Origin of the sequence: Hyphococcus sp. (assembly GCF_965267305.1) — a bacterium.
GTDB lineage: Bacteria > Pseudomonadota > Alphaproteobacteria > Caulobacterales > Parvularculaceae > Hyphococcus.
The window spans coordinates 1,190,391-1,209,584 of sequence record NZ_OZ253945.1 but is presented as its reverse complement, the minus strand read 5'-3'; the positions used below and the strand labels follow the sequence as shown (position 1 = coordinate 1,209,584).

The window sequence follows — 19,194 nt, the reverse complement described above, 5'->3', positions numbered from 1 at the left end:
GCCTATTCCTCTGTCTTAAAGCGCGGTCCGAATAGTTCCTTCCAGACGCCGTGGTCGTTTTCCGCGGACGCAAAGTTCGCAGTCTCCCATGCGGACTGCGCCGCTGCGACGATTTCTTTCCGCTCGGCCTCAGTAATGCGGGAGGCGACATTGTTGCTGCTGCAAACGGGGTCCAAAATAACGACAGGATCGTCAAATTCGCCGAGCGGCTTGGTGTTCTCCGGGAAACTGATGATTTCCTTCAGTTCCGACTGGGCGATATAAAGCAGAAACCGCCTGAAGCGCTGCTCAATCGAACCGTCGGCGCCTTCTGCGTCGAGCAATTTCGCGATGATAAGTTCTATGGCGAACGATTTCAGCGCTTTTAACTCAGCGTGGTTGCGCCATTTTTTTCCAAGGCGGACAAGCGTCCTGTAATGATTGTCCTGATCCTTGCGGGTACGGACAAACTGAATCTGGCACGGCGCGCAGGTCTCCATTTTTGATCCGCTATGAATGTCATACTGCCAGCCATAACCGTCCGCCCCATCGTCTTGGATAACTGGCACGACATCGACGCTAATGCCGCTGGCGATAAAGTTTACGGTGGTGGCTTTCCGCTGCAGTTCGAAATCCTCGACTTTCTTGCTCGGATATATTTTGACCAAGAGATCGAAGATCGTGTCGTTTAACGACTGCAGCGTTTCCTCGTCGGCGTCCTTGTCCGCCACATAAAAGACCACGTCGACATCGACCGGATCTGACGAGGTTTTGCGCAGGATCGTGTGTTTTGCAAAAGATCCCGCCTTAACGACTTTAGTGATCTTAATTTCGGTCTTGTCGCGAATGCTTTTTTTCAGTTCATCGACCAGCCGATCGACCTGCTGATGATATTCCTTCCGCTTGTCGCCAGGCAGTCTCAGCACATTGCTGTCGTAAAAACTGAGTTCCGTGTTCGTCAGCGGCACGGCGCGGCCCCTCCTATTTGAGCCCTTCGGCGGTTGCGGACCCAAGAACGGTCCTTTTCTGCCAATTTGTCGCGGTTTACAAATTGAGGTAATCAGATGAGCAATGCCGATAGAATAAGCCATATTTGAGGTAATTCAAGGGGTGCAGTTTACAAAAAATTAGAAATACCCATATATGTAAACCGGGGGATCGGAGATGAGGAAATGATCGGACAAAAGCTCAAGGTGGCGCGGGCGGCGGCAGGCTTGTCCCTGCGGGATCTGTCGGCGCGCATCGGCGGCCGGGTCACGGCCCAAGCCATTGGAAAGTACGAGCGGAATGAGGATATGCCGAGTTCTGGCGTACTGATTGCGCTCGCCCGCGCTTTGGGGGTTTCTGAAGACTATTTGCTTAGCGCTTCCGAACTCGCTCTTGAGGGTGCGGAATTCCGGAAAAAAGCTGGTTCGTCCGCCCGTGAAGAGGCTGCGCTAGAGGCGCGGGCAATCCATTTCATGGAGCGATATCTCGCAATTGAGGATTTGCTGAATTTACGAAGCGTCGAATGGGAGAAGCCATGGAGCGCCCCCTATCCAGTGAAAGAGTTGCGGGATGCGGAAGACGCCGCTCGTTCCGTTCGAGAGGAATGGGGCTTGGGGAACGACCCTATCCCGAATCTTGCTGAACTCCTTGAAGAGCGGGGAATCAAGATACTTTCGCTTGATCTCGACGACATTGACGGCTTGGCCGCCAAAGTGCGCCGGAAAGACCGTGAGGCGGCGAGAGTGATAGTTATTAAGAAAAGCACGTGGTCCGAGCGAAAGCGATTTAATCTCGCGCACGAACTTGGGCATATGGTGATCGATCCAGCGCAAGGGCTGGATGAAGAAAAGGCTGCCCATCGTTTTGCTGGGGCGTTTCTGATTCCGGCAGATGTTCTGCGTTCTGAAGTCGGCGCCAAAAGATCGTCGATAAGCTTGGGCGAATTGGTTGCGTTGAAGCAACGATTTGGCGTGAGCATCCAGGCAATCGCCTATCGGTGCAAAGATCTTGGAATATTGAATCAAGCTGCGTTTGCTCGGTTGTTCAAAATCTTTGCGCAACGGGGATGGCGAGCGCCGCCCTATGAAGAGCCGGGACGGCTTGATCCTGAAGTTGAAGAGCCAAAGCGCTTTGAGCGGTTATGCTATCGTGCTCTTGCAGAACGAGTGATTGGCGAGTCCCGCGCTGCGGAGCTGCTGGGAATTTCGGTTCGCGAATTGGACGCTCGTCTGGACCAACAGGCGGCCTAGCGTGTGGCGATCCTAGTTTCGGATACGTCGGTTCTTATCGATTTGGAACGTGGGTCGCTCCTGGAGGCGCTATTTCAATTACCTTATCAATTTGCTGTGCCCGATCTTCTATATGAACGCGAACTTGTTGGTCCGTTCGGAGAAACGCTGAAATCGTTGGGGCTCGTAGTTGAGGAACTGACCCCCGACGAAGTTTCGCGAGCTACTCTGGTTCGGCGCGAACGGGCAACGCTATCGGCGCCTGATACATTTGCATTCGCTCTGGCGGAAGCCCGGACTTGGGCTTTGCTAACTGGAGATGGTGAATTACGCAACTTGGCGACCGCCGAAGGCGTCGAATTCCATGGCGTGCTATGGCTGATCGATCAATTCGAAGCAGAAGCCACTATTGCAGTTGAAGACTTGCACGCAGCACTGACGGCTATTTCATCACATCCGCGGTGCCGTTTGCCAAAGGCGGAAATTAAGAAAAGACTAAATAGACTGGCTCCTGGTGGCTGATCAAATCCAACCACTAACAAAAGACTGATCTTGCGGAATAATGTCTCATGAACTCAGGTCGAATTTTGACGCTCGACAACAATGAATTTCGATTTTACGACGCGGGCAGTTACGCCGACTTGTTTGTAAATGCTGACCGATCACGTTGTTGGAAACTATTTCGAAAATTGCCCGAGAATATGAGATCATTTGATGTCTTTGAGAGTGAGCTTGCTGCATACGAGATTGCAACTAAATCGACTGCCTTACGGAAACTGGTCCCTCAGCTTTATCGGTCACGAATAGCTTCGATCGAAGTTATAGAAATAAACGGTCAAAGCGTGACATCTGAATACTTTGGAGGACTGAATTATGAGCTCGAGTTCATCAATAAGCCATTTCAAAAATTTGGTACTCTGTCTTGGGATGATGCTCGCAACCTTCGCGAGATCTTTTTTAATGAAGGTATAAAACATCTGAGTGACGCTTCGATTGCAGAGGATGTGAATTCGCCAAAAATAATAGATTTTGCAGTTCAAGAATATGAAATTTGGCACGAATGAGTACTTAAGTTAGATGGCGTTGGTGTGCTATGCCATCTTATTTTTAAGGCGGAATAACGATAGGCCCTATGTCACACGAGTCGTCCCTAACAATCCCTACGTAAACGCGAGTGACTTTTTAGGCTCGGTAGACCGATGATTGATTCGCGAAACGCCGCAAAGCGGTTGCGAGAATTCAATCATGACGCCGACGAAAATACTTATTGGTCAAGCGATAATTGTCTTTCTTATTATCGGCGCGGCGCTTTGGTTTGCGACTGCTTATGTCGCTGGCGCATTGGGGTTTGATCGTGCGCTAGGCACGCCCTGGTTCGTCGCTTTCGATTTACCCGTCTATTATCCTTGGCGGCTTTTCGAGTGGTGGTACGCGTTTGAGCCTTATGCGCCAGATGTGTTCATGCGTGGCGGCGGAATTGCAGCCTCCGGCGGCATGTTGGGTGCGGCGGCCGCCATTGCCGGTTCTGTATGGCGCGCTCGTCAAACAAGAAATGTAACGACATTCGGTTCTGCGCGATGGGCTCGCCGCCAAGACATCGCGCATGCCGGCCTTTTCGATGCCCGAGGCGTATTCTTGGGAAAATGGAAGGGCCGGTATCTGCGCCATGACGGCCCCGAACACGTCATGGCGTTCGCCCCGACCCGGTCCGGGAAGGGAGTGGGACTGGTTGTCCCGACGCTCCTCTCCTGGACCGGGAGTGCGGTTATTCACGATATCAAAGGCGAAAACTGGCAGTTGACCGCCGGATGGCGCTCGCGATTTTCGCACTGCCTTCTGTTCGATCCGACCAACTCGCTTTCAGCAAAATACAATCCCTTGCTTGAAGTGCGCCGCGGCGACCAGGAGGTACGCGATGTTCAGAACATAGCGGATATTCTTGTCGATCCGGAAGGATCACTTGAACGCCGCAGTCATTGGGAAAAGACAGGCCACGCGCTTCTTGTCGGCGTCATCTTGCATGTTCTTTATGCCGAAAGCGAAAAGACGCTGGCGCGCGTTGCCGCGTTTTTATCTGACCCCTCGCGCAGCTTTGAGCGCACGCTCAAAGTGATGATGATCACCAATCATATCGGAACGGTCGAGGCGCCAAAGGTTCATCCGGTGGTGGCGCAAGCCGCGCGAGAACTTCTCAATAAGTCCGAAAACGAGCGCTCCGGCGTTTTATCGACGGCGATGAGCTTTCTAGGGCTTTACCGTGATCCGACCATCGCGCGTGTCACGAGCCGTTGCGACTGGAAGATTGACGATCTGATGAACGCTGAGCGGCCGGTCTCTCTTTACCTCGTCGTGCCGCCTTCCGACATATCGAGAACCAAGCCGTTGGTGCGCCTCATCTTGAATCAGATTGGCCGCCGGTTGACGGAGGAACTGGAGAGCAACGCTGGCGAGAGCGCGCATCGGTTGCTGATGATGCTCGACGAGTTTCCGGCGCTCGGGCGGCTCGATTTCTTTGAATCGGCGCTTGCCTTTATGGCCGGCTATGGCGTTCGCGCTTACCTGATCGCTCAGTCGCTGAACCAAATCGAGAAAGCGTACGGCGCCAATAATTCCATATTGGACAACTGCCACGTGCGCATTGCCTTTGCGGCGAATGACGAACGAACAGCCAAGCGCATTTCGGACTCGCTAGGCACAGCGACGGAACTCCGCGCCCAGAAAAACTACGCCGGTCACCGGCTCGCCCCATGGCTCGCCCATGTCATGGTGTCGCGTCAGGAGACTGCCCGGCCGTTGCTGACGCCCGGCGAAGTCATGCAGCTTCCGCCAAATGAGGCGATTGCGATGGTGTCGGGTGTCGCGCCGATTCGCGCCCAGAAACTTCAATATTTCCGGGACCAGAATTTCATCGCCCGTTGCCTCGCACCGCCTGACATCAGCGCGGACGGTGATTTCTACACAGATGCGCCGAGAGCTCGTGATGACAATTGGTCCGGCATCGTCGCCAGAACGGATGCGCGTCTCAGCCAACCCTGGTTCGATATGGTCAAAGGCGAGGGCGATAATGACGATGGCGGACACGCCATGCAGCATGAATTTGCCATGCCGACCCCGAACAAGTCCGACCCTGAATCTCATGATCCGTCGATATCGGAGAATGATGACGACGTTGCGCAAGCCAAGAAGCTTCAGGATATCGCGAGGACCGCGACGCAGCGCGCCGCCGTCATGGACCGGCACCCCGACAGCATTACGCCGAGTTTTTAAACCATGAAAAAAGCAAGACTGCAGGTTCGATTGGGAGAAAAAGCGGAAACGCTCTTGTCGCGCGCCGCGGAGCGGCCGGGCGTCACCAAGGCGTCGATTGTGGAAGCGGCGATTGTCGAGCTTCTAAACCCCAAAGAAGATTCTCAGGAATATGCAGCGCTCATAAAACGGCTCGACAAATTGACGCGAGCGATGGAGCGCCTTGCCGACGACGCATCCGCACAGACCGAAACGCTTGCGCTCTACATTCTCTACTATCTCTGCATCACGCCGCCACTGCCGGAGCAAAACCGCGCCGCCGCAGAAGCGTTGGGCCATAAGCGGTTCGAGCGGTTTATCTCGCAGGTCGGCGATCGCCTCATGGGGCAGGAGCGATTCACCGACACGCTGCTCGAACATATGGGCTTGACCGCGGCGACAAGTGAACAGCGCGGGGAGGCGGTCCAATGACCAACCTCCAGGGTCAACAACACACTGCGCGGGTCGCGTCTCGCCGGATTTCGATGCTTAAGACTGCGTTTGGGCCGGCAATCGCCAGCGCGCTTGACGATGATAGCGTGACCGAAATCATCGCCAATCCCGATGGCGCGTTGTGGATTGAGCGCGCCGGAATTGGTCGTGAACGAGCGGACGCGCCAATGTCGGCGGCCGATGTTGAGCGGATTATCCGGCTTGTCGCGTCGGCTCTCGATACGATCTGCGATCAAGAGCACCCGATCATCTCCGGAGAACTGCCGGGAACCGGCGAACGCTTTGAAGGGGTCCTGCCTCCAGTCTCAAGCAACCCCGCATTCACAATCCGAAAGCCCTCGAAGATCGTCATTCCTCTCGACGATTATGTGATGGCCGGAGTCATGACGCAATGCCAGGCGCAGGTTCTAAGTTCGTCCGTGCGCATGCGGAGCAGTATTCTTATCGCCGGCGGTACGGCGTCCGGCAAAACAACTCTGGCGAACTCACTTCTTGCTGAAATCGCAGAACGCAATGAGCGAGTTGTCATTCTCGAAGACACGCGCGAGCTGCGATGCGAAGCGAGAGACTCCATCGCCTTGCGCACATCGCAACGCGTGACGCTTGAAGCGCTCGTTCGTTCGACCATGCGGTTGCGGCCGGACAGGATCATCGTCGGGGAGGTCCGCGGCGGCGAGGCGCTCGATCTCATGAAGGCTTGGAACACGGGCCATCCGGGCGGCATTGCGACTATTCATGCGAATTCAGCAGTCTTGGCGCTTGCACGTCTGGAGCAACTGATTGGAGAGCGATCGCAAAGCGCATCGCAATCCCTGATCGCCCAAGCCGTCGATGTCGTCGTCTTCATCGAGAAGACGCAAGAAGGGTGGCGCGTTACCGAAATCATTCGCGTCACAGGGCATGATCGACAGCAAGGCTACATGCTGGAGCCAGCCGACGCGCCTGAACTTTTTATCGTCAATAACGGAGACCATTCATGATCGCTCGCAACTATTCTCGCGCCCTTCACCTGTCGGCGTTGCTTGCCGTCGCCCTGTTGTTCTTCAGCGGACATGCTCACGCTGCGGGATCCGGCATGCCGTGGGAAGCGCCACTGACGCAAATTCTCGCCTCGATTGAGGGGCCGGTAGCGCGGATCGTCGCTGTGATCATCATCATTATCACCGGACTGTCGCTCGCGTTCGGGGATACCTCTGGCGGGTTCCGCCGCCTCATTCAGATCGTTTTCGGGCTTTCGATCGCATTCGCGGCGACGAGCTTCTTCCTCGCCTTTTTCTCCTTCGGCGGCGGCGCGCTGGTTTGAAGGAGGAAGACAATGGTCGAAGGTTACTCCATCCCCATTCATCGCAGCCTTACGGAGCCGCTCTTAATGGCGGGCGCGCCGCGCAGCATCGCCATCATCAACGGCACCATCGCCGCAGCCATTGGTCTCGGCATGCAAATGTGGGCGGCAGGCATCGTGCTGGGACTGATCGGACATGCCGCGGCGGTTTGCGCCGCTAAGAAAGACCCGAAGTTTCTGGAGGTAGGTGTTCGACACTTGAAGCAGGGCGCGTATCTTTCATGCTGAATCTCGCCGAATATCAAAAACGTCCGAAGCGCCTTGCCGATTATCTCCCCTGGGCGGCGCTTGTCGCGCCGGGCATCGTCCTGAACAAGGACGGCGCGCTGCAACGGACTATCCGTTATCGCGGACCTGATCTCGAAAGCGCCAGCCCTGAAGAACTTCTCAGTTATACGGCGCGCGTAAACAATGTTCTGCGCAGGTTCCGATCAGGCTGGGTGTTGCATTTTGAAGCGGCCAGGATTCCCGCGTCGGATTATCCGACGAGCGCGTGGCCGTGCCCGTTATCATTCCTCATCGACGAGGAGCGCCGCGCTGCATTTGAGTCGACCGCGGAATATTTCGAATGCGAATACTTTCTCACCTTTGCTTATATGCCGCCGGCCGACCGGACGGCGCGAGCGGAGCGGGCATTCCTGAAACAAGACGAACTTGCCGCTCCGAACCATGCGGGCGATCGTCTTGGCTATTTTGTTCAGGAGACAGACAAAGCGATCGATCTCTTGGCGCTGGCGATGCCAAAATGCCGCCCGCTCGATGATGATGAAACGCTTGCCTATCTGCATGCGTGTGTTTCTTCAAAACGGCACGACATCGTCGCGCCGGAAACGCCTCTCTATCTGGATGCGCTGCTGGTCGATGAACCGCTAACCGGCGGTCTGGAGCCAAAACTCGGTGAAGCTCACCTGCGGGTGATTTCGGTCCTTGGTTTTCCGCCGGCCAGCGAACCGGGTTTCTTGGATAGCCTCAATGCGCTCGCGTTTCCTTATCGCTGGACGACAAGGTTCATAGCCATGGATAAGGCGAGGGCGTCCGCTGAACTCGCCAAATACCGCCGCCAGTGGTTCGCCAAACGCAAATCCATCGCAGCAATCATCAAAGAGACACTGTTCAATGAAGCCAGCGCCCTCGGTGATACGGACGCCGACAATAAGACAGCCGATGCGGACGCCGCGCTGCAGGAACTCGGCGCCGACGACGTTTCTTTCGGGTTTCTAACGACGTCGATTGTCGTACACGATCAGGAGCGGAGCGTTGTTGACCAGTGCGTGCGGGAAATCGAACGCGTCTTAAACGAACGCGGTTTCGTGACCATTCGCGAGTCTGTGAACGCCGTGGATGCATGGCTCGGCAGCCTGCCCGGACATCTCTACGCAAATATCCGCCAGCCGCTCGTGCACACGTTAAACCTTGCGCATATCGCGCCATTGTCCTCCGTTTGGGCGGGGCCGGCGCGCAACGATCATCTGGAGGGACCGCCTTTGGTCCTGGCGACGACGCGCGGCCATACGCCGTTTCGGTTGTCGACCCATATTGGTGATGTCGGTCATACGCTGATCGTCGGTCCAACTGGCGCCGGGAAATCGGTGCTTCTCGCTTTTATCGCGGCGCAGTTTCACCGTTATGAGAATGCGCAAGTTTTCGCATTCGACAAAGGCCGCTCGATCCGCGCTGCATGCCTCGGTCTTGAAGGGGTCGTCTATGATCTCGGGTCCAAAGCGGATCTTTCCTTCCAACCCTTGCGCGATCTTGAGGCGCCGGAAGACAAGGCGCGCGCCCAACGCTGGTTGCTCGGTTTGCTGGCTCAGGAAGGCGTGACAGCCGATCCACCAATCAAAGAGGCGGTTTGGTCGGCGCTATCCAGTCTTGCCGCGGCGCCGACCGCCGAGCGCACGCTCACTGGCTTCTCGCTCCTGGTCCAAGACCGGAGTCTCCGCAATGCGTTGAAGCCTTTCACCGTGGAAGGAGCGTTCGGCGACCTCTTTGACGCAGATAAAGAGGTGTTTTCGTTTTCGAATCTCGTTTGCTTCGAGATGGAAGAGCTTATGCGACAGCAGTCGGCTATCGCACCAGCGCTTACCTATCTCTTTGATCGACTGGAAGAGCGGTTCAACGGAAATCCTACGCTGTTGTTGTTGGACGAAGCCTGGCTCTTTCTCGACAATCCAATGTTTTCGGGAAGAATCCGAGACTGGCTGAAGACGCTTCGCAAGAAGAATGTTTCTGTCATCTTTGCGACCCAGTCGCTGAGCGACGTGCAAGCCTCCCCAATTGCGCCAGCCATAATAGAATCCTGCCCGTCGCGAATATTCCTGCCCAATCCGCGGGCGCGAGAGTCGAGCATCTATTCGGCATATGCGAATTTTGGACTGAACGGCCGGCAAATCGACATCATCGCAAGCATGACGCCCAAGCAGGAGTATTATTACCAGTCTCCCGTCGGCAATCGCATTTTTGATCTTCGATTGGGAGACATTGCGCTTGCTTTTTGTGGCGCCTCCTCGCCGCAGGATCACCGGCTCATCGACAAAATACTCTGCAAGGCGAGCGACGCGCCCTTTGCACAGCAACTGCTTGCCGCAAAAGGGCTCGACTGGGCCGCCGCTCTCTTGCCGGAACCATCATCGTCGAAAGGAGAAAGAGAATGAAACGCAAAATGAAAACCCTTGTTTCAACGCTTGCGCTGGCGATCGCGGCGAGCATTGCGCAGGCGCCCCCGGCCAACGCCTTTATCCTGGGCGGGATCGTTTATGACCCGACGAACTACGCACAGAACCTTCTGACAGCCGCGCGCACGCTTGAGATGATCAACAATCAGATCAAGCAATTGACGAATGAAGCAGCGATGATCGCCAATCAGGCGAAAGAGCTGACACAGCTTCCTTATTCGGCAAAGGCGGCGTTGAAGGCGCGCCTTGTTGAGATCGACAAGTTGATCCAGACCGCCAACGGGCTCGCCTATGATGTCGCCACCATCGACGCCGCCTTCAAAACCCTCTTTCCTCAGGATTACTCCGCTTTTTCCAACCTCGCCATGGGCGCGGCGGCGAACGCTCACTGGAAAGAAGCGAGCAGGGCGTTGAATGACGCCCTCGTCATACAGGCGAAGGTGACTGAGACGATTGCCCTCGACGTGTCGACGCTGGAAGAAATCGTAACCGAGAGCGAAACCGCCATCGGCGGCCTGCAGGTGGAGCAGGCCGGAAACCAGCTGCTAGCGCTTCAAACCAAGCAGTCGATGCAGACCGCGCAATTACTGGCGGTTCAGTATCGCGCCGAGGCGCTCGATCGCGCGCGCCAGCTGCAGACGGAAGAACGCGCCCGCATTCATCGCGGACGCTTCCTCGGCGACGGCTCCGCTTATACGCCCTCTTAATCAACGAGCACGCCCATGGACGACCTCAACGTCATCGACGATTTCACCAGCACGTTCATCGCCTATATCGATAGCGGCTTTGGGCTGCTTGCCGGCGATGTCGGTTTTCTGACCGCTGTCCTGATTGGCATTGATGTCGTCCTTGCAGGGTTGTTCTGGGCGTTTGCCGGCGAGCAGAATGTCCTGGGTCAGTTCATCAAAAAGGTGCTCTATGTGGGCGCGTTCGCTTTCATCATTAACAATTTCGCGTTGCTCGCGAATATCATCTTTTCGTCTTTTGCTGGGCTCGGCCTGGTGGCGACGGGAACGTCGCTTACCGCAGCGGACCTTCTAAAGCCGGGTTTTGTTGCAGCGACAGGATATGACGCGGCCTACCCGCTCCTGGAGGAAGCCAATTCGCTAATTGGTTTCCCGAGTTTCTTCACCAATTTCGTCACGATCATGATCATTCTGCTGTCATGGGTGATCGTGCTTTTCGCCTTCTTCATTCTCGCCATTCAGCTTTTTGTCACAATCATTGAATTCAAGCTGACGACGCTTGCGGGATTTGTCCTCGTTCCTTTTGCGCTTTGGAACAAGACGTCGTTTCTTGCGGAGCGGGTGCTTGGCAATGTCGTCGCGTCCGGCGTCAAGCTCATGGTTCTCGCCATCATCGTCGGCATCGGCTCGACCATATTCGGATCGGTCACATCTACGTTCACGCCCGGATCGGTGACTCTTGAACAGGCCGCGTCAACGATACTCGGTTCTCTCTCGTTGTTGGCGCTTGGCATTTTCGGACCTGGGATCGCCACAGGGCTTGTCGCTGGCGCCCCGCAACTCGGCGCAGGCGCCGCCGTTGCTACGGCTGCAGGCACAGGTGCTGCAGTGATAGGCGCAGGCGCGCTTGCGGCGTCCGGCGCCCGTGCCGGCGTCACCGCCGGTCAATCGGCCGTGCGGGCGGGCGCGTCCATGGCTGGCGGCGCGAGCGCTGCTTACTCGCTTGGCCGTGTCGGCGCCGGCGATGGCGGGTGGCGTTCAACCGCCGCCGGCGTCGGTGCTGTCGCTCAGGCGGGCGCCGCTGGCGTTGCTGACCGCGCTCGCAGTTCCGTATCGCGCGCAATGGGCTCGCCGGGCGAAGCCTTTCAATCGGGCGCGCGGCGCGCATTTTCGTCAACCGGCGGATCAATCAACTCAACCCTTTCGGCAGCTAAAGACATACCCGGCGTTAAAGACGCAGCGGCAAATAACGCGCCGGATTGGGCGCAACGCATGCGCCGCGAACAGGGATTACGGGACGCAGGCCTGACGGCGACACACATGGTCGCTTCGGGAGACCGACCGGGTTCCGGCGATGCGCCAAAACTTCGACAGGACGAGGAGTGAGATGATGTTCAAACGCTCTTCCGTAAAATACGGCGAGACCCCGGCGCCGGAGACTCCCTATCAACGCGCGCAAGCGATCTGGGATGAGCGGATCGGGTCTTCGCGCGCACAGGCCGCGAATTGGAGATTGGCGACTTTCGGATCGCTCATCATTGCTTTGTCAGCAGTCGGCGGACTCATTTGGCAATCGACGCAATCTATTGTGACGCCTTATGTCGTCGAAGTTGGTGCTGCGGGGACAGTCCGCGCCATCGGCCCGGCGACTGAAACTTACAAACCGAAAGACGCGCAGATCGCCCATCACATCGCGAACTTTATTCGCAATGTGCGCTCCATTTCGATTGACCCCGTGGTGGTCCGCGAAAACTGGCTGAAAGCCTATGACTTCGCCACTGATCGAGGCGCCGTCGCGTTAAATGATTATGCGCGCGAGCATGATCCCTTCGCCGAAATCGGCCGTCGCAGCGTCAATGTGGAAGTGACCAGCGTGGTGCGCGCCAGCGATGACAGCTTCGAAGTGCGCTGGATAGAAAAGACTTACACCAACGGCCAGTTTGAGAGACAGGAGCGGTTTACCGCCCATATCACGATTGTCCTGTCGCCGCCGCGTACAGCGGAAGCGATCCATAAAAACCCGCTCGGAATTTACGTTCACGGAATCAATTGGTCGAAGGACCTCTCATGAGGAGGCTTGGTATGAGGCGTTTATTATTACTAGCGAGCGTCGCTGGATTAGCCGGGTGCGAAACGGCGACGTTTGAGGCGCCTCTTGATCCGGCGCCAATGAAGCCCGCGCGAGAGATCGCCTTTGGTGCGGACGAGCCATTGCGCGAGATCGTCGAGACGGCAAGGCCTTATCCGTTACCTGGACAATTGAGACCGAAAGAAGAACCCGCGCCGCCGCCATCGCTCGCCCCTTTCGAACGGATCGACGCCGCAAACGACCGCGCCAAGGTGGAGCCCGACCTCGACCGGTTTCTCAATGCCGTTCAGGTCTATCCCTTCATGGACGGCGCGCTTTATCGACTTTATGCGGCGCCGGAGCAGGTGACGGATATCGCGCTGGAGCCAGGCGAAATTCTCAATTCGGTTTCCGCTGGCGATACGGTTCGCTGGATTGTCGGCGATACGACCAGCGGCGGGCCCTATGGAAATAATGGCGGCGAGCGCGTGCATATTCTCGTAAAGCCCATTGCGCCGGACCTGAAAACGAATCTTGTCATCACAACGGACCGGCGCGCCTATCACCTTGAAATGCGCTCGTTTCGCGAAACCTATATGGCGGCGATTTCCTGGACCTATCCGCAGGACCAGTTCAAACGCCGTCGTGACGAGAATGAACAGCAGCGCAAGCGCGACGAAATGATCGTCGCAGCGGGCGTATCGCCCGGCGATTTGCAATTTCGGTATGAAATCGAGGGCGACAAACCGCATTGGCGTCCTGTCCGCGTTTTCGATGACGGGCGTCAGGTGTTCATTCAGTTCCCTGAGAACATATCGCAAGGCGAAGCGCCGCCACTTTTCGTTCTCGGACGCAAAGGGGACCCTGAACTCGTCAATTACCGGATGCGCGGCAACTACTATGTCGTCGATCGTCTCTTTGCGGCCGCTGAACTGCGTCTCGGCGGGAAGAGACAGGACGTTGTCCGGATCGTGCGAACCGATCTGAAGAGGCGGTCGTGACCGAACGTGAAAAAGTAGATCCATCGACGCTTAAACTGCGGCCCCGGCCGAGACCGGTCACGCGACTCAACAAAAATGCGCTGATGCTGGCGGCGGGCGGGGCAGCGCTCGTTATCTTCGCTGCGACAAGCATTGCGTTGAAACCGCCGCGCGCGGCGAGCGATGCGCGCCCTCAAGAGCTATACAATGTGGATACGAAGCCGACCGCCGAAGGGCTAGAGGCTTTGCCGGAAAGTTACGCCGATATCCGCCCGCCGCTCGGGCGTCCGTTACCCGGCGACCTTGGCGCAGCGCTTCTTCGCGCCCAGCAGGCGGCGCAAGACTTGGATCCGTCGGGAATCGACCTCTCGGCGCCGCCGCCGGTCGCACCGTTCCGGAATTCACCCGAGGCCGATGCGGCGAGGGAGGCGGCCCTCCGGGAAGCGCAAATGGCTGCCGATGCGCGCGAGGCGGGGGTGTTCTTTCAATTGTCGACGCCCGCAGTTCAGGCGATCAACAAAGGAAGCGCTTCCGAGCGCGTGTCGCCATTTGATATTGCATCGGCCTTTCAGAGCGCCGCACCGACGCCGGTGCCGTTCGGCAGCGAACGGGACAACGATCCGAGCCGGCAATTCCGCAAACTTCAGTTTCTGGAGGGTGACCTCGATTCCGCGACTAACAACGGCCATCGTCTCGAAGATCCGGAAACGCCATTCGAAGTCATGGCCGGCTCGATCATCCCGGCAAGCCTGATCACGGGTGTTAACTCCGACTTGCCAGGAACGGTCGTCGCGCAGGTCACGCAAAATGTTTACGACACGGTAAGCGGCCAATATGTGCTGATCCCCCAGGGCGCGAAAATAATTGGCCGATACGACAGCGTGATCGCGTTTGGGCAGTCCCGCGCCCTTTTGGTCTGGTCGCGCATTATTTATCCCGACGGCGCATCTATTGTGATCGAAAACATGCCGGCGAGCGACGTATCCGGTTTTGCCGGCCTTGCTGACAAGGTGGACTTTCATACATTCCGTTTGCTGAAAGGCATTGTCCTTTCAACATTACTCGGCGTCGGAACGGAACTGTCTTTCGGCGATTCTGAAAGCGATCTGGTTGAGGCGCTCAGAGAGTCCGCGCAGGCATCCGCCAACCAGGCCGGCCAAAGAATTATTCAGAGAAATCTCGACACCCAGCCGACAATCAGAATCAGGCCCGGATGGCCGTTCCGCATCATCGTTCACAAGGATCTCGTCCTTCGCCCGTATGAAGCGGAAGGAGCAATCCGATGACTCTTAAGCTCGGCCCGATTCCGGAACGCGCTCCGGTCAAGCTTAACATATCGCTGGCACCCCCTGTTCACGAAGCGCTTGTTGACTATGCGGCGCTTCACGAGCGCGCCTATGGCGCGAAGGCGTCGATCCCCGAAGTCGTAGCGTTAATGATCGAAAACTTCCTGGAAAGTGACCGGTCCTTTCGGCGCGCGCGCAAAACCCTTCATCAACCCGTGAAAACAAAGGAGACTTCAAAATGAGCGTAATCGGCACATTTTCGAAAAGCCCGGATGGATACGTTGGAACGATCCGAACCATGACCATCAACGTGAAAGCGAAAATCGTCGCCAACGACAAGAACGGAAATGACAAAGCGCCAGACTTTCGAATTATCGCCGGTGGCGCGGAGCTTGGCGCCGCCTGGCGTTCGAACAGCTCCGGCGAGGAGAAAAAGTCGTTTCTCAGCGTTGAGCTCGATGATCCGAGCTTTGCTGCTCCCGTCCGCGCGGCGTTTTTTGAGAATGCGGACGACGGGACCGGCGCTCTGGTTTGGAGTCGCAATCGATAAATTTTAAGTTGGTAAGGTGGCGTAGATCGATGAAAACTCCAAGACGGCAGTTGCATAATTCAGGTTTGGGAGACGCCAACCGCTCGCCCCTTCCTCGGGCTCGTAAATTTCCTAAGCCGGAATTGATTCGTAGAACAATGGATGAATGGCAGCCGCACTACGCACACAGGCTGACACAGGAAGACGCCCGGGAGATCGTCGATAACGCCGTTGGCTTTTTTCGGATTCTTCGAGAATGGAAAATTGCGGAACAGAAGGCGCAAGCAGGACATTCGAAGCACAATTAGAAAATGCGCGGTCCTTCAATGAAGCGCGTTCTGTTCTAATTGCGGCCAACCGGTTGATTGGCCCGCAATTTCCCCAAATTTGATTCGTCGAACATTTTAGGAACAAGCCATTCGCACCGAGCCCGAATGATGCTAGAGAATCTATATTTCTCGTGAAGCTGAACGGACGGACCCATGGCCTCTCGAAACTGGGGAAAAACTCAATCAAAGCAGCAAACTGCGCCGCGCGCTGTAGTCTATGCACGCGTTTCCTCTAAAGAGCAGGAAAAAGAAGGGTTTTCGATTCCCGCGCAGTTGAAGCTCTTAAGCGAATACGCGGCGATAAACGGAATCCGCGTGGTTGAAGAATTTGTCGATGTTGAAACGGCCAAGAAAAGCGGCCGCACGCATTTCGACAAAATGATGACTTATCTGCGTCGCCATCCGACCGTGCGCGTATTGTTGGTCGAGAAAACGGACCGCCTTTATCGGAATCTAAAGGATTGGGTGACCGTCGATGATTTGGACGTCGAGATCCATTTCGTAAAAGAGGGAACGGTTCTTTCCTACGACTCGCGGTCGTCCGAAAAATTCATGCACGGCATCAAAGTTTTGATGGCCAAGAATTACATCGACAATCTTTCGGAGGAAACCCGGAAAGGAATGCTGGAAAAGGCGGAACAGGGGATTTGGCCGTCCTGCGCTCCGCTGGGCTATCACAATACCGACGGACCGAATGGGAAGAAGATAATCGAAGTCGATCCCGTCGCTGGACCGCTCATTGCCAAAATGTTTGAATGGTATGCAACGGGCCGTTACTCACTTCGGCAGCTTGGCGTTAAAGCACGCTCTCACGGGTTGACGTTTCGGAAGAGCGGCCAACCTGTAACCAACAGCACGATTCATAAAATTCTCCGCAACCGAATTTATACGGGCGAGTTCGATTGGAAAGGGAAGCGATATCAGGGCAGCCATGAGCCACTCGTAACGAATGAATTATGGTCGCGCGTCCAGGGCGTATTGGATGGAAGAAACACATCCAAGCTGCGGGGATCATCTGCGCATGACTTCGCCTTTACCGGGTTGATCACTTGCGGCCATTGCGGCTGCGCCATGGTCGGAGAGCTGAAAAAGAAAAAATACGTCTACTATCATTGCACTGGGTTTAAGGGAAAATGCGGCGAGCCCTATACGCGTGAAGAAGTGTTGGAAGAGAAATTCACTTCATTTTTGCGTAAGCTCCGATTCGATGATGACGTTTTTGAGTGGGTCAGCCGGGCGCTGAAAGACAGCTGCGCCGACGAGAAGCGCGAGCATGCCGAGGCCATCGCCAGGCTTGAGAAAGAGCGAAATCGGCTGCAGCAGCGAATTGACGCCATGTATATCGATAAGCTCGACGGGCGGGTGTCAGAAGAGTTTTATGACCGAATGCGGACCCAGTGGCGCGACGAGCAGGCGCGTTGTGCGAAGGACATCGAGCGTCATGAAATGGCTGACGATTCCTACATGGACGAGGGTATCGAACTTTTGAAATTGGCGAAGGACGCCCATCGCCTGTTCGAAAAACAGTCGGCAAAAGAGAAGTCGAGGATGCTGAATTTCTTACTTTCGAACTGCACCTGGGCGCACGGAGAATTGAACGCAGAATTCAAGCAACCTTTTGATTCTCTTGCAGAAACGGCAATGATTGCAGCGCAAGCCTCGGCATCGAAAATGGGCGATTCGGCTCGTTTTGAAAAATGGCTCCCTGAACTGGACTCGAACCAGTGACCCGCTGATTAACAGTCAGCTGCTCTACCAACTGAGCTATCAGGGAACGCCCGTGGAAGGCGGCGTATAGCAAGGGCTTGCCCGTGAATCCATACCCTTTTTAGGGTTAAGGTCAGTTTTCCGCCGCGAGGGCCGGCGCAGCCCCGAGGCAGGAAGCCTTCAAGGAAGCGCTTCCCAAGGCCGGGCTCCGCGCCTATTTTCGCCCGATGCCGCAACATCCTGTCCCCAATCCTGTGGCCGCATATGGCCGCTGGATCGCCGAAACGCCTGACGCCTGGCCCGAAACGGCGCTGGAGGCCGCGGGCAACGCCTTTATCGACATTGTTTCGGTGATGATCCCCGGCGCCGCCGAACCGGTCACGCAGCGGGTTTTCGAGACCGCGGCCCCATGGGGAGCGGGACCGTCAACGGCGATTGGGCAGGGCGTCTCGATTGCGCCGCCATGGGCGGCGCTGGTTAATGGCGTCGCCGCCCATGCGCTCGATTTCGACGATAATTTCGATCCCGCGAAAGCCCATGCGACCGCCGTTCTGGCGCCCGCGATCATGGCGCTCGCCGAAAGCGAAAGCGCCTCAGGGCATGACTGTCTCGACGCCTATATTGTGGGCTTGCAGATTCTCGGCCGGGTGGGGCAGGGCGTAAATCCGGTTCATCGCAATCGTGGCTGGCACGCAACCGCGACGGTCGGCGCCGTCGGGGCGGCGGCCGCTTGCGCGCGGCTGCTCAAACTCGACGCCGATAAGGCTGCGAACGCCGTCTCCATGGCGACCAGCATGGCGGGCGGGTTCATGTCGCAGTTCGGCACGATGACGAAACCACTCCATGCGGGGCTCGCGGCGAAGGCTGGCGTCATGGCTGCAAGTCTTGCGCGCGCCGGCGTCGACGCCGGGCGTGAGACGCTCGATGGAAAAAACGGCATGAACCGTCTGATGGTCGGCCCCGATTATGAGGCGCTGCGCGATAACCTCACGCATGTGGAGCACGGGCAGACTTTGCGCTTTGAAACGGAAAACATCGGAGAGCCGCTGTTGATCCTGTCGAGCGGATTGAAGGTGAAGCGGTTTCCCAATTGCGGCAGCGCGCATCGCGCCATGGACGGCGTTCTCGAGCTGAAGCGCCGGCACGGCTTCTCGCCGGACGACGTGAAGGCGGTCCATGTCCATGCGCCCGCAACGCACCTCAACAACCTTATGTATGTGAATCCTGAGGACGGCCTTCAGGCGAAATTTTCACTCGAATATGGCGTTGCCGTTGCGCTCGTGACCGGCAATGCGACGCTCGGCGATTTTACGGATGAGAATGCGTTGAGGGCCGAAATCCGCGATTTCTTCCCGCGCATCCATCGCCATCCGGTGGACAAGGCGGAGGGCGAATTCCCGACGGAGCTTGTGGTCGAGCTTGAGGACGGCCGCAGCTTCAGGACGGCTGTCCGGATGCCCGTGGGCAGCCTCGCCGCGCCGTTTACGCCGGACCAGTATTGGGCCAAACTTGAGGGCTGCGCCGACGGATTGCTCACTGCGGATCGGATAGGCGCGCTTCGAGACGCCCTTGCTCAATTGGGCGAATTGCCATTGCTTGCGCGGCTCATGGAGCCGATAAGGGGCCCATTCAGGTCCATAAGAAGCGAATAGGGAATCCGCC

19 protein-coding genes and 1 tRNA gene are annotated in these 19,194 nt (G+C 56.7%); 18 read left to right on the top strand and 2 right to left on the bottom strand.

Features of this window, described 5'->3' with window-relative positions; all coding sequences use genetic code 11:
* Window positions 1–2 precede the first annotated feature (2 nt).
* The gene (locus ACQY5P_RS05780; protein WP_104831425.1) at window positions 3–947 is read right to left on the bottom strand and encodes a CBASS oligonucleotide cyclase; all 945 of its coding nucleotides are present in this window, start codon (window positions 945–947) and stop codon (window positions 3–5) included.
* Window positions 948–1,151: 204 nt separating this feature from the next.
* Here ACQY5P_RS05780 and ACQY5P_RS05775 point away from each other — a divergent pair, with 204 nt between their 5' ends.
* The 17 genes from ACQY5P_RS05775 (at window position 1,152) to ACQY5P_RS05695 (ending at window position 17,553) form a co-directional block, all read left to right on the top strand.
* Window positions 1,152–2,216, top strand: coding sequence for a helix-turn-helix domain-containing protein (locus ACQY5P_RS05775; protein WP_104831424.1), 1,065 nt, complete (start codon window positions 1,152–1,154; stop codon window positions 2,214–2,216).
* A gap of 3 nt (window positions 2,217–2,219) precedes the next feature.
* Window positions 2,220–2,717 carry a hypothetical protein gene (locus ACQY5P_RS05770; RefSeq protein ID WP_104831423.1) on the top strand — a complete coding sequence of 166 codons (498 nt, stop codon included), beginning with the start codon at window positions 2,220–2,222 and terminating at the stop codon, window positions 2,715–2,717.
* Between the two features lie 179 nt (window positions 2,718–2,896).
* Window positions 2,897–3,259 (top strand): hypothetical protein, encoded by a 363-nt coding sequence (locus tag ACQY5P_RS05765; RefSeq protein WP_133162365.1) that lies wholly within the window; start codon window positions 2,897–2,899, stop codon window positions 3,257–3,259.
* A gap of 181 nt (window positions 3,260–3,440) precedes the next feature.
* On the top strand, window positions 3,441–5,462 hold the full coding sequence (locus ACQY5P_RS05760) for a conjugal transfer protein TraG (protein WP_104831811.1): 2,022 nt from the start codon (window positions 3,441–3,443) through the stop codon (window positions 5,460–5,462).
* Window positions 5,463–5,465: 3 nt separating this feature from the next.
* Window positions 5,466–5,912 (top strand): CopG family transcriptional regulator, encoded by a 447-nt coding sequence (locus tag ACQY5P_RS05755; RefSeq protein ID WP_133162364.1) that lies wholly within the window; start codon window positions 5,466–5,468, stop codon window positions 5,910–5,912.
* Window positions 5,909–6,913 (top strand): P-type conjugative transfer ATPase TrbB, encoded by a 1,005-nt coding sequence (gene trbB, locus ACQY5P_RS05750; RefSeq protein WP_104831420.1) that lies wholly within the window; start codon window positions 5,909–5,911, stop codon window positions 6,911–6,913. Before ACQY5P_RS05755 ends, trbB begins: the two co-directional genes overlap by 4 nt.
* Window positions 6,910–7,236 carry a TrbC/VirB2 family protein gene (locus ACQY5P_RS05745; RefSeq protein WP_104831419.1) on the top strand — a complete coding sequence of 109 codons (327 nt, stop codon included), beginning with the start codon at window positions 6,910–6,912 and terminating at the stop codon, window positions 7,234–7,236. Before trbB ends, ACQY5P_RS05745 begins: the two co-directional genes overlap by 4 nt.
* A 12-nt stretch (window positions 7,237–7,248) precedes the next feature.
* Complete coding sequence (locus ACQY5P_RS05740) at window positions 7,249–7,503, top strand: VirB3 family type IV secretion system protein (protein ID WP_104831418.1); 255 nt, start codon at window positions 7,249–7,251, stop codon at window positions 7,501–7,503.
* Window positions 7,497–9,926, top strand: coding sequence for a conjugal transfer protein TrbE (gene trbE / locus ACQY5P_RS05735; RefSeq protein ID WP_104831417.1), 2,430 nt, complete (start codon window positions 7,497–7,499; stop codon window positions 9,924–9,926). Before ACQY5P_RS05740 ends, trbE begins: the two co-directional genes overlap by 7 nt.
* Window positions 9,923–10,654, top strand: coding sequence for a P-type conjugative transfer protein TrbJ (gene trbJ, locus ACQY5P_RS05730; RefSeq protein ID WP_104831416.1), 732 nt, complete (start codon window positions 9,923–9,925; stop codon window positions 10,652–10,654). Before trbE ends, trbJ begins: the two co-directional genes overlap by 4 nt.
* Window positions 10,655–10,669: 15 nt before the next feature.
* A complete protein-coding gene (gene trbL, locus ACQY5P_RS05725; protein ID WP_104831415.1) occupies window positions 10,670–12,019 on the top strand; it encodes a P-type conjugative transfer protein TrbL in 1,350 nt (449 codons plus the stop codon).
* Window position 12,020: 1 nt separating this feature from the next.
* Window positions 12,021–12,704 (top strand): conjugal transfer protein TrbF, encoded by a 684-nt coding sequence (trbF, locus tag ACQY5P_RS05720; protein WP_104831414.1) that lies wholly within the window; start codon window positions 12,021–12,023, stop codon window positions 12,702–12,704.
* 98 nt (window positions 12,705–12,802) lie between these two features.
* Entirely contained in the window at window positions 12,803–13,702 is a 900-nt protein-coding gene (gene trbG, locus ACQY5P_RS05715; protein WP_243396451.1) for a P-type conjugative transfer protein TrbG, read from the top strand.
* A gap of 428 nt (window positions 13,703–14,130) precedes the next feature.
* A complete protein-coding gene (locus ACQY5P_RS05710; RefSeq protein ID WP_428409879.1) occupies window positions 14,131–14,967 on the top strand; it encodes a TrbI/VirB10 family protein in 837 nt (278 codons plus the stop codon).
* Window positions 14,964–15,209 (top strand): DUF2274 domain-containing protein, encoded by a 246-nt coding sequence (locus ACQY5P_RS05705; protein WP_104831412.1) that lies wholly within the window; start codon window positions 14,964–14,966, stop codon window positions 15,207–15,209. The genes ACQY5P_RS05710 and ACQY5P_RS05705 overlap by 4 nt, the downstream gene beginning before the upstream one ends.
* A complete protein-coding gene (locus ACQY5P_RS05700; protein WP_104831411.1) occupies window positions 15,206–15,517 on the top strand; it encodes a DUF736 domain-containing protein in 312 nt (103 codons plus the stop codon). Before ACQY5P_RS05705 ends, ACQY5P_RS05700 begins: the two co-directional genes overlap by 4 nt.
* 461 nt (window positions 15,518–15,978) lie before the next feature.
* Window positions 15,979–17,553 (top strand): recombinase family protein, encoded by a 1,575-nt coding sequence (locus ACQY5P_RS05695; RefSeq protein WP_104831410.1) that lies wholly within the window; start codon window positions 15,979–15,981, stop codon window positions 17,551–17,553.
* On the opposite strand, the gene ACQY5P_RS05690 is transcribed toward ACQY5P_RS05695, so the two are convergent.
* Window positions 17,524–17,599, bottom strand: a tRNA-Asn gene (locus ACQY5P_RS05690). The genes ACQY5P_RS05695 and ACQY5P_RS05690 overlap by 30 nt on opposite strands.
* A 160-nt stretch (window positions 17,600–17,759) precedes the next feature.
* On the opposite strand from ACQY5P_RS05690, the gene ACQY5P_RS05685 reads away from it, so the two are divergent.
* Entirely contained in the window at window positions 17,760–19,184 is a 1,425-nt protein-coding gene (locus ACQY5P_RS05685) for an MmgE/PrpD family protein (RefSeq protein WP_428409878.1), read from the top strand.
* Window positions 19,185–19,194: the final 10 nt, after the last annotated feature.

What these genes read in the sequence shown, in the direction of transcription:
- ACQY5P_RS05775 (WP_104831424.1), top strand. Translation starts at nt 1,152, where the DNA reads ATGATCGGACAAAAGCTCAAGGTGGCGCGGGCGGCGGCAGGCTTGTCC.
- ACQY5P_RS05765 (WP_133162365.1), top strand. Translation starts at nt 2,897, where the DNA reads ATGAGATCATTTGATGTCTTTGAGAGTGAGCTTGCTGCATACGAGATT.
- ACQY5P_RS05760 (WP_104831811.1), top strand. Translation starts at nt 3,441, where the DNA reads ATGACGCCGACGAAAATACTTATTGGTCAAGCGATAATTGTCTTTCTT.
- ACQY5P_RS05755 (WP_133162364.1), top strand. Translation starts at nt 5,466, where the DNA reads ATGAAAAAAGCAAGACTGCAGGTTCGATTGGGAGAAAAAGCGGAAACG.
- trbB (WP_104831420.1), top strand. Translation starts at nt 5,909, where the DNA reads ATGACCAACCTCCAGGGTCAACAACACACTGCGCGGGTCGCGTCTCGC.
- ACQY5P_RS05745 (WP_104831419.1), top strand. Translation starts at nt 6,910, where the DNA reads ATGATCGCTCGCAACTATTCTCGCGCCCTTCACCTGTCGGCGTTGCTT.
- ACQY5P_RS05740 (WP_104831418.1), top strand. Translation starts at nt 7,249, where the DNA reads ATGGTCGAAGGTTACTCCATCCCCATTCATCGCAGCCTTACGGAGCCG.
- trbE (WP_104831417.1), top strand. Translation starts at nt 7,497, where the DNA reads ATGCTGAATCTCGCCGAATATCAAAAACGTCCGAAGCGCCTTGCCGAT.
- trbJ (WP_104831416.1), top strand. Translation starts at nt 9,923, where the DNA reads ATGAAACGCAAAATGAAAACCCTTGTTTCAACGCTTGCGCTGGCGATC.
- trbL (WP_104831415.1), top strand. Translation starts at nt 10,670, where the DNA reads ATGGACGACCTCAACGTCATCGACGATTTCACCAGCACGTTCATCGCC.
- trbF (WP_104831414.1), top strand. Translation starts at nt 12,021, where the DNA reads ATGATGTTCAAACGCTCTTCCGTAAAATACGGCGAGACCCCGGCGCCG.
- trbG (WP_243396451.1), top strand. Translation starts at nt 12,803, where the DNA reads ATGAAGCCCGCGCGAGAGATCGCCTTTGGTGCGGACGAGCCATTGCGC.
- ACQY5P_RS05710 (WP_428409879.1), top strand. Translation starts at nt 14,131, where the DNA reads ATGGCTGCCGATGCGCGCGAGGCGGGGGTGTTCTTTCAATTGTCGACG.
- ACQY5P_RS05705 (WP_104831412.1), top strand. Translation starts at nt 14,964, where the DNA reads ATGACTCTTAAGCTCGGCCCGATTCCGGAACGCGCTCCGGTCAAGCTT.
- ACQY5P_RS05700 (WP_104831411.1), top strand. Translation starts at nt 15,206, where the DNA reads ATGAGCGTAATCGGCACATTTTCGAAAAGCCCGGATGGATACGTTGGA.
- ACQY5P_RS05695 (WP_104831410.1), top strand. Translation starts at nt 15,979, where the DNA reads ATGGCCTCTCGAAACTGGGGAAAAACTCAATCAAAGCAGCAAACTGCG.
- ACQY5P_RS05685 (WP_428409878.1), top strand. Translation starts at nt 17,760, where the DNA reads ATGCCGCAACATCCTGTCCCCAATCCTGTGGCCGCATATGGCCGCTGG.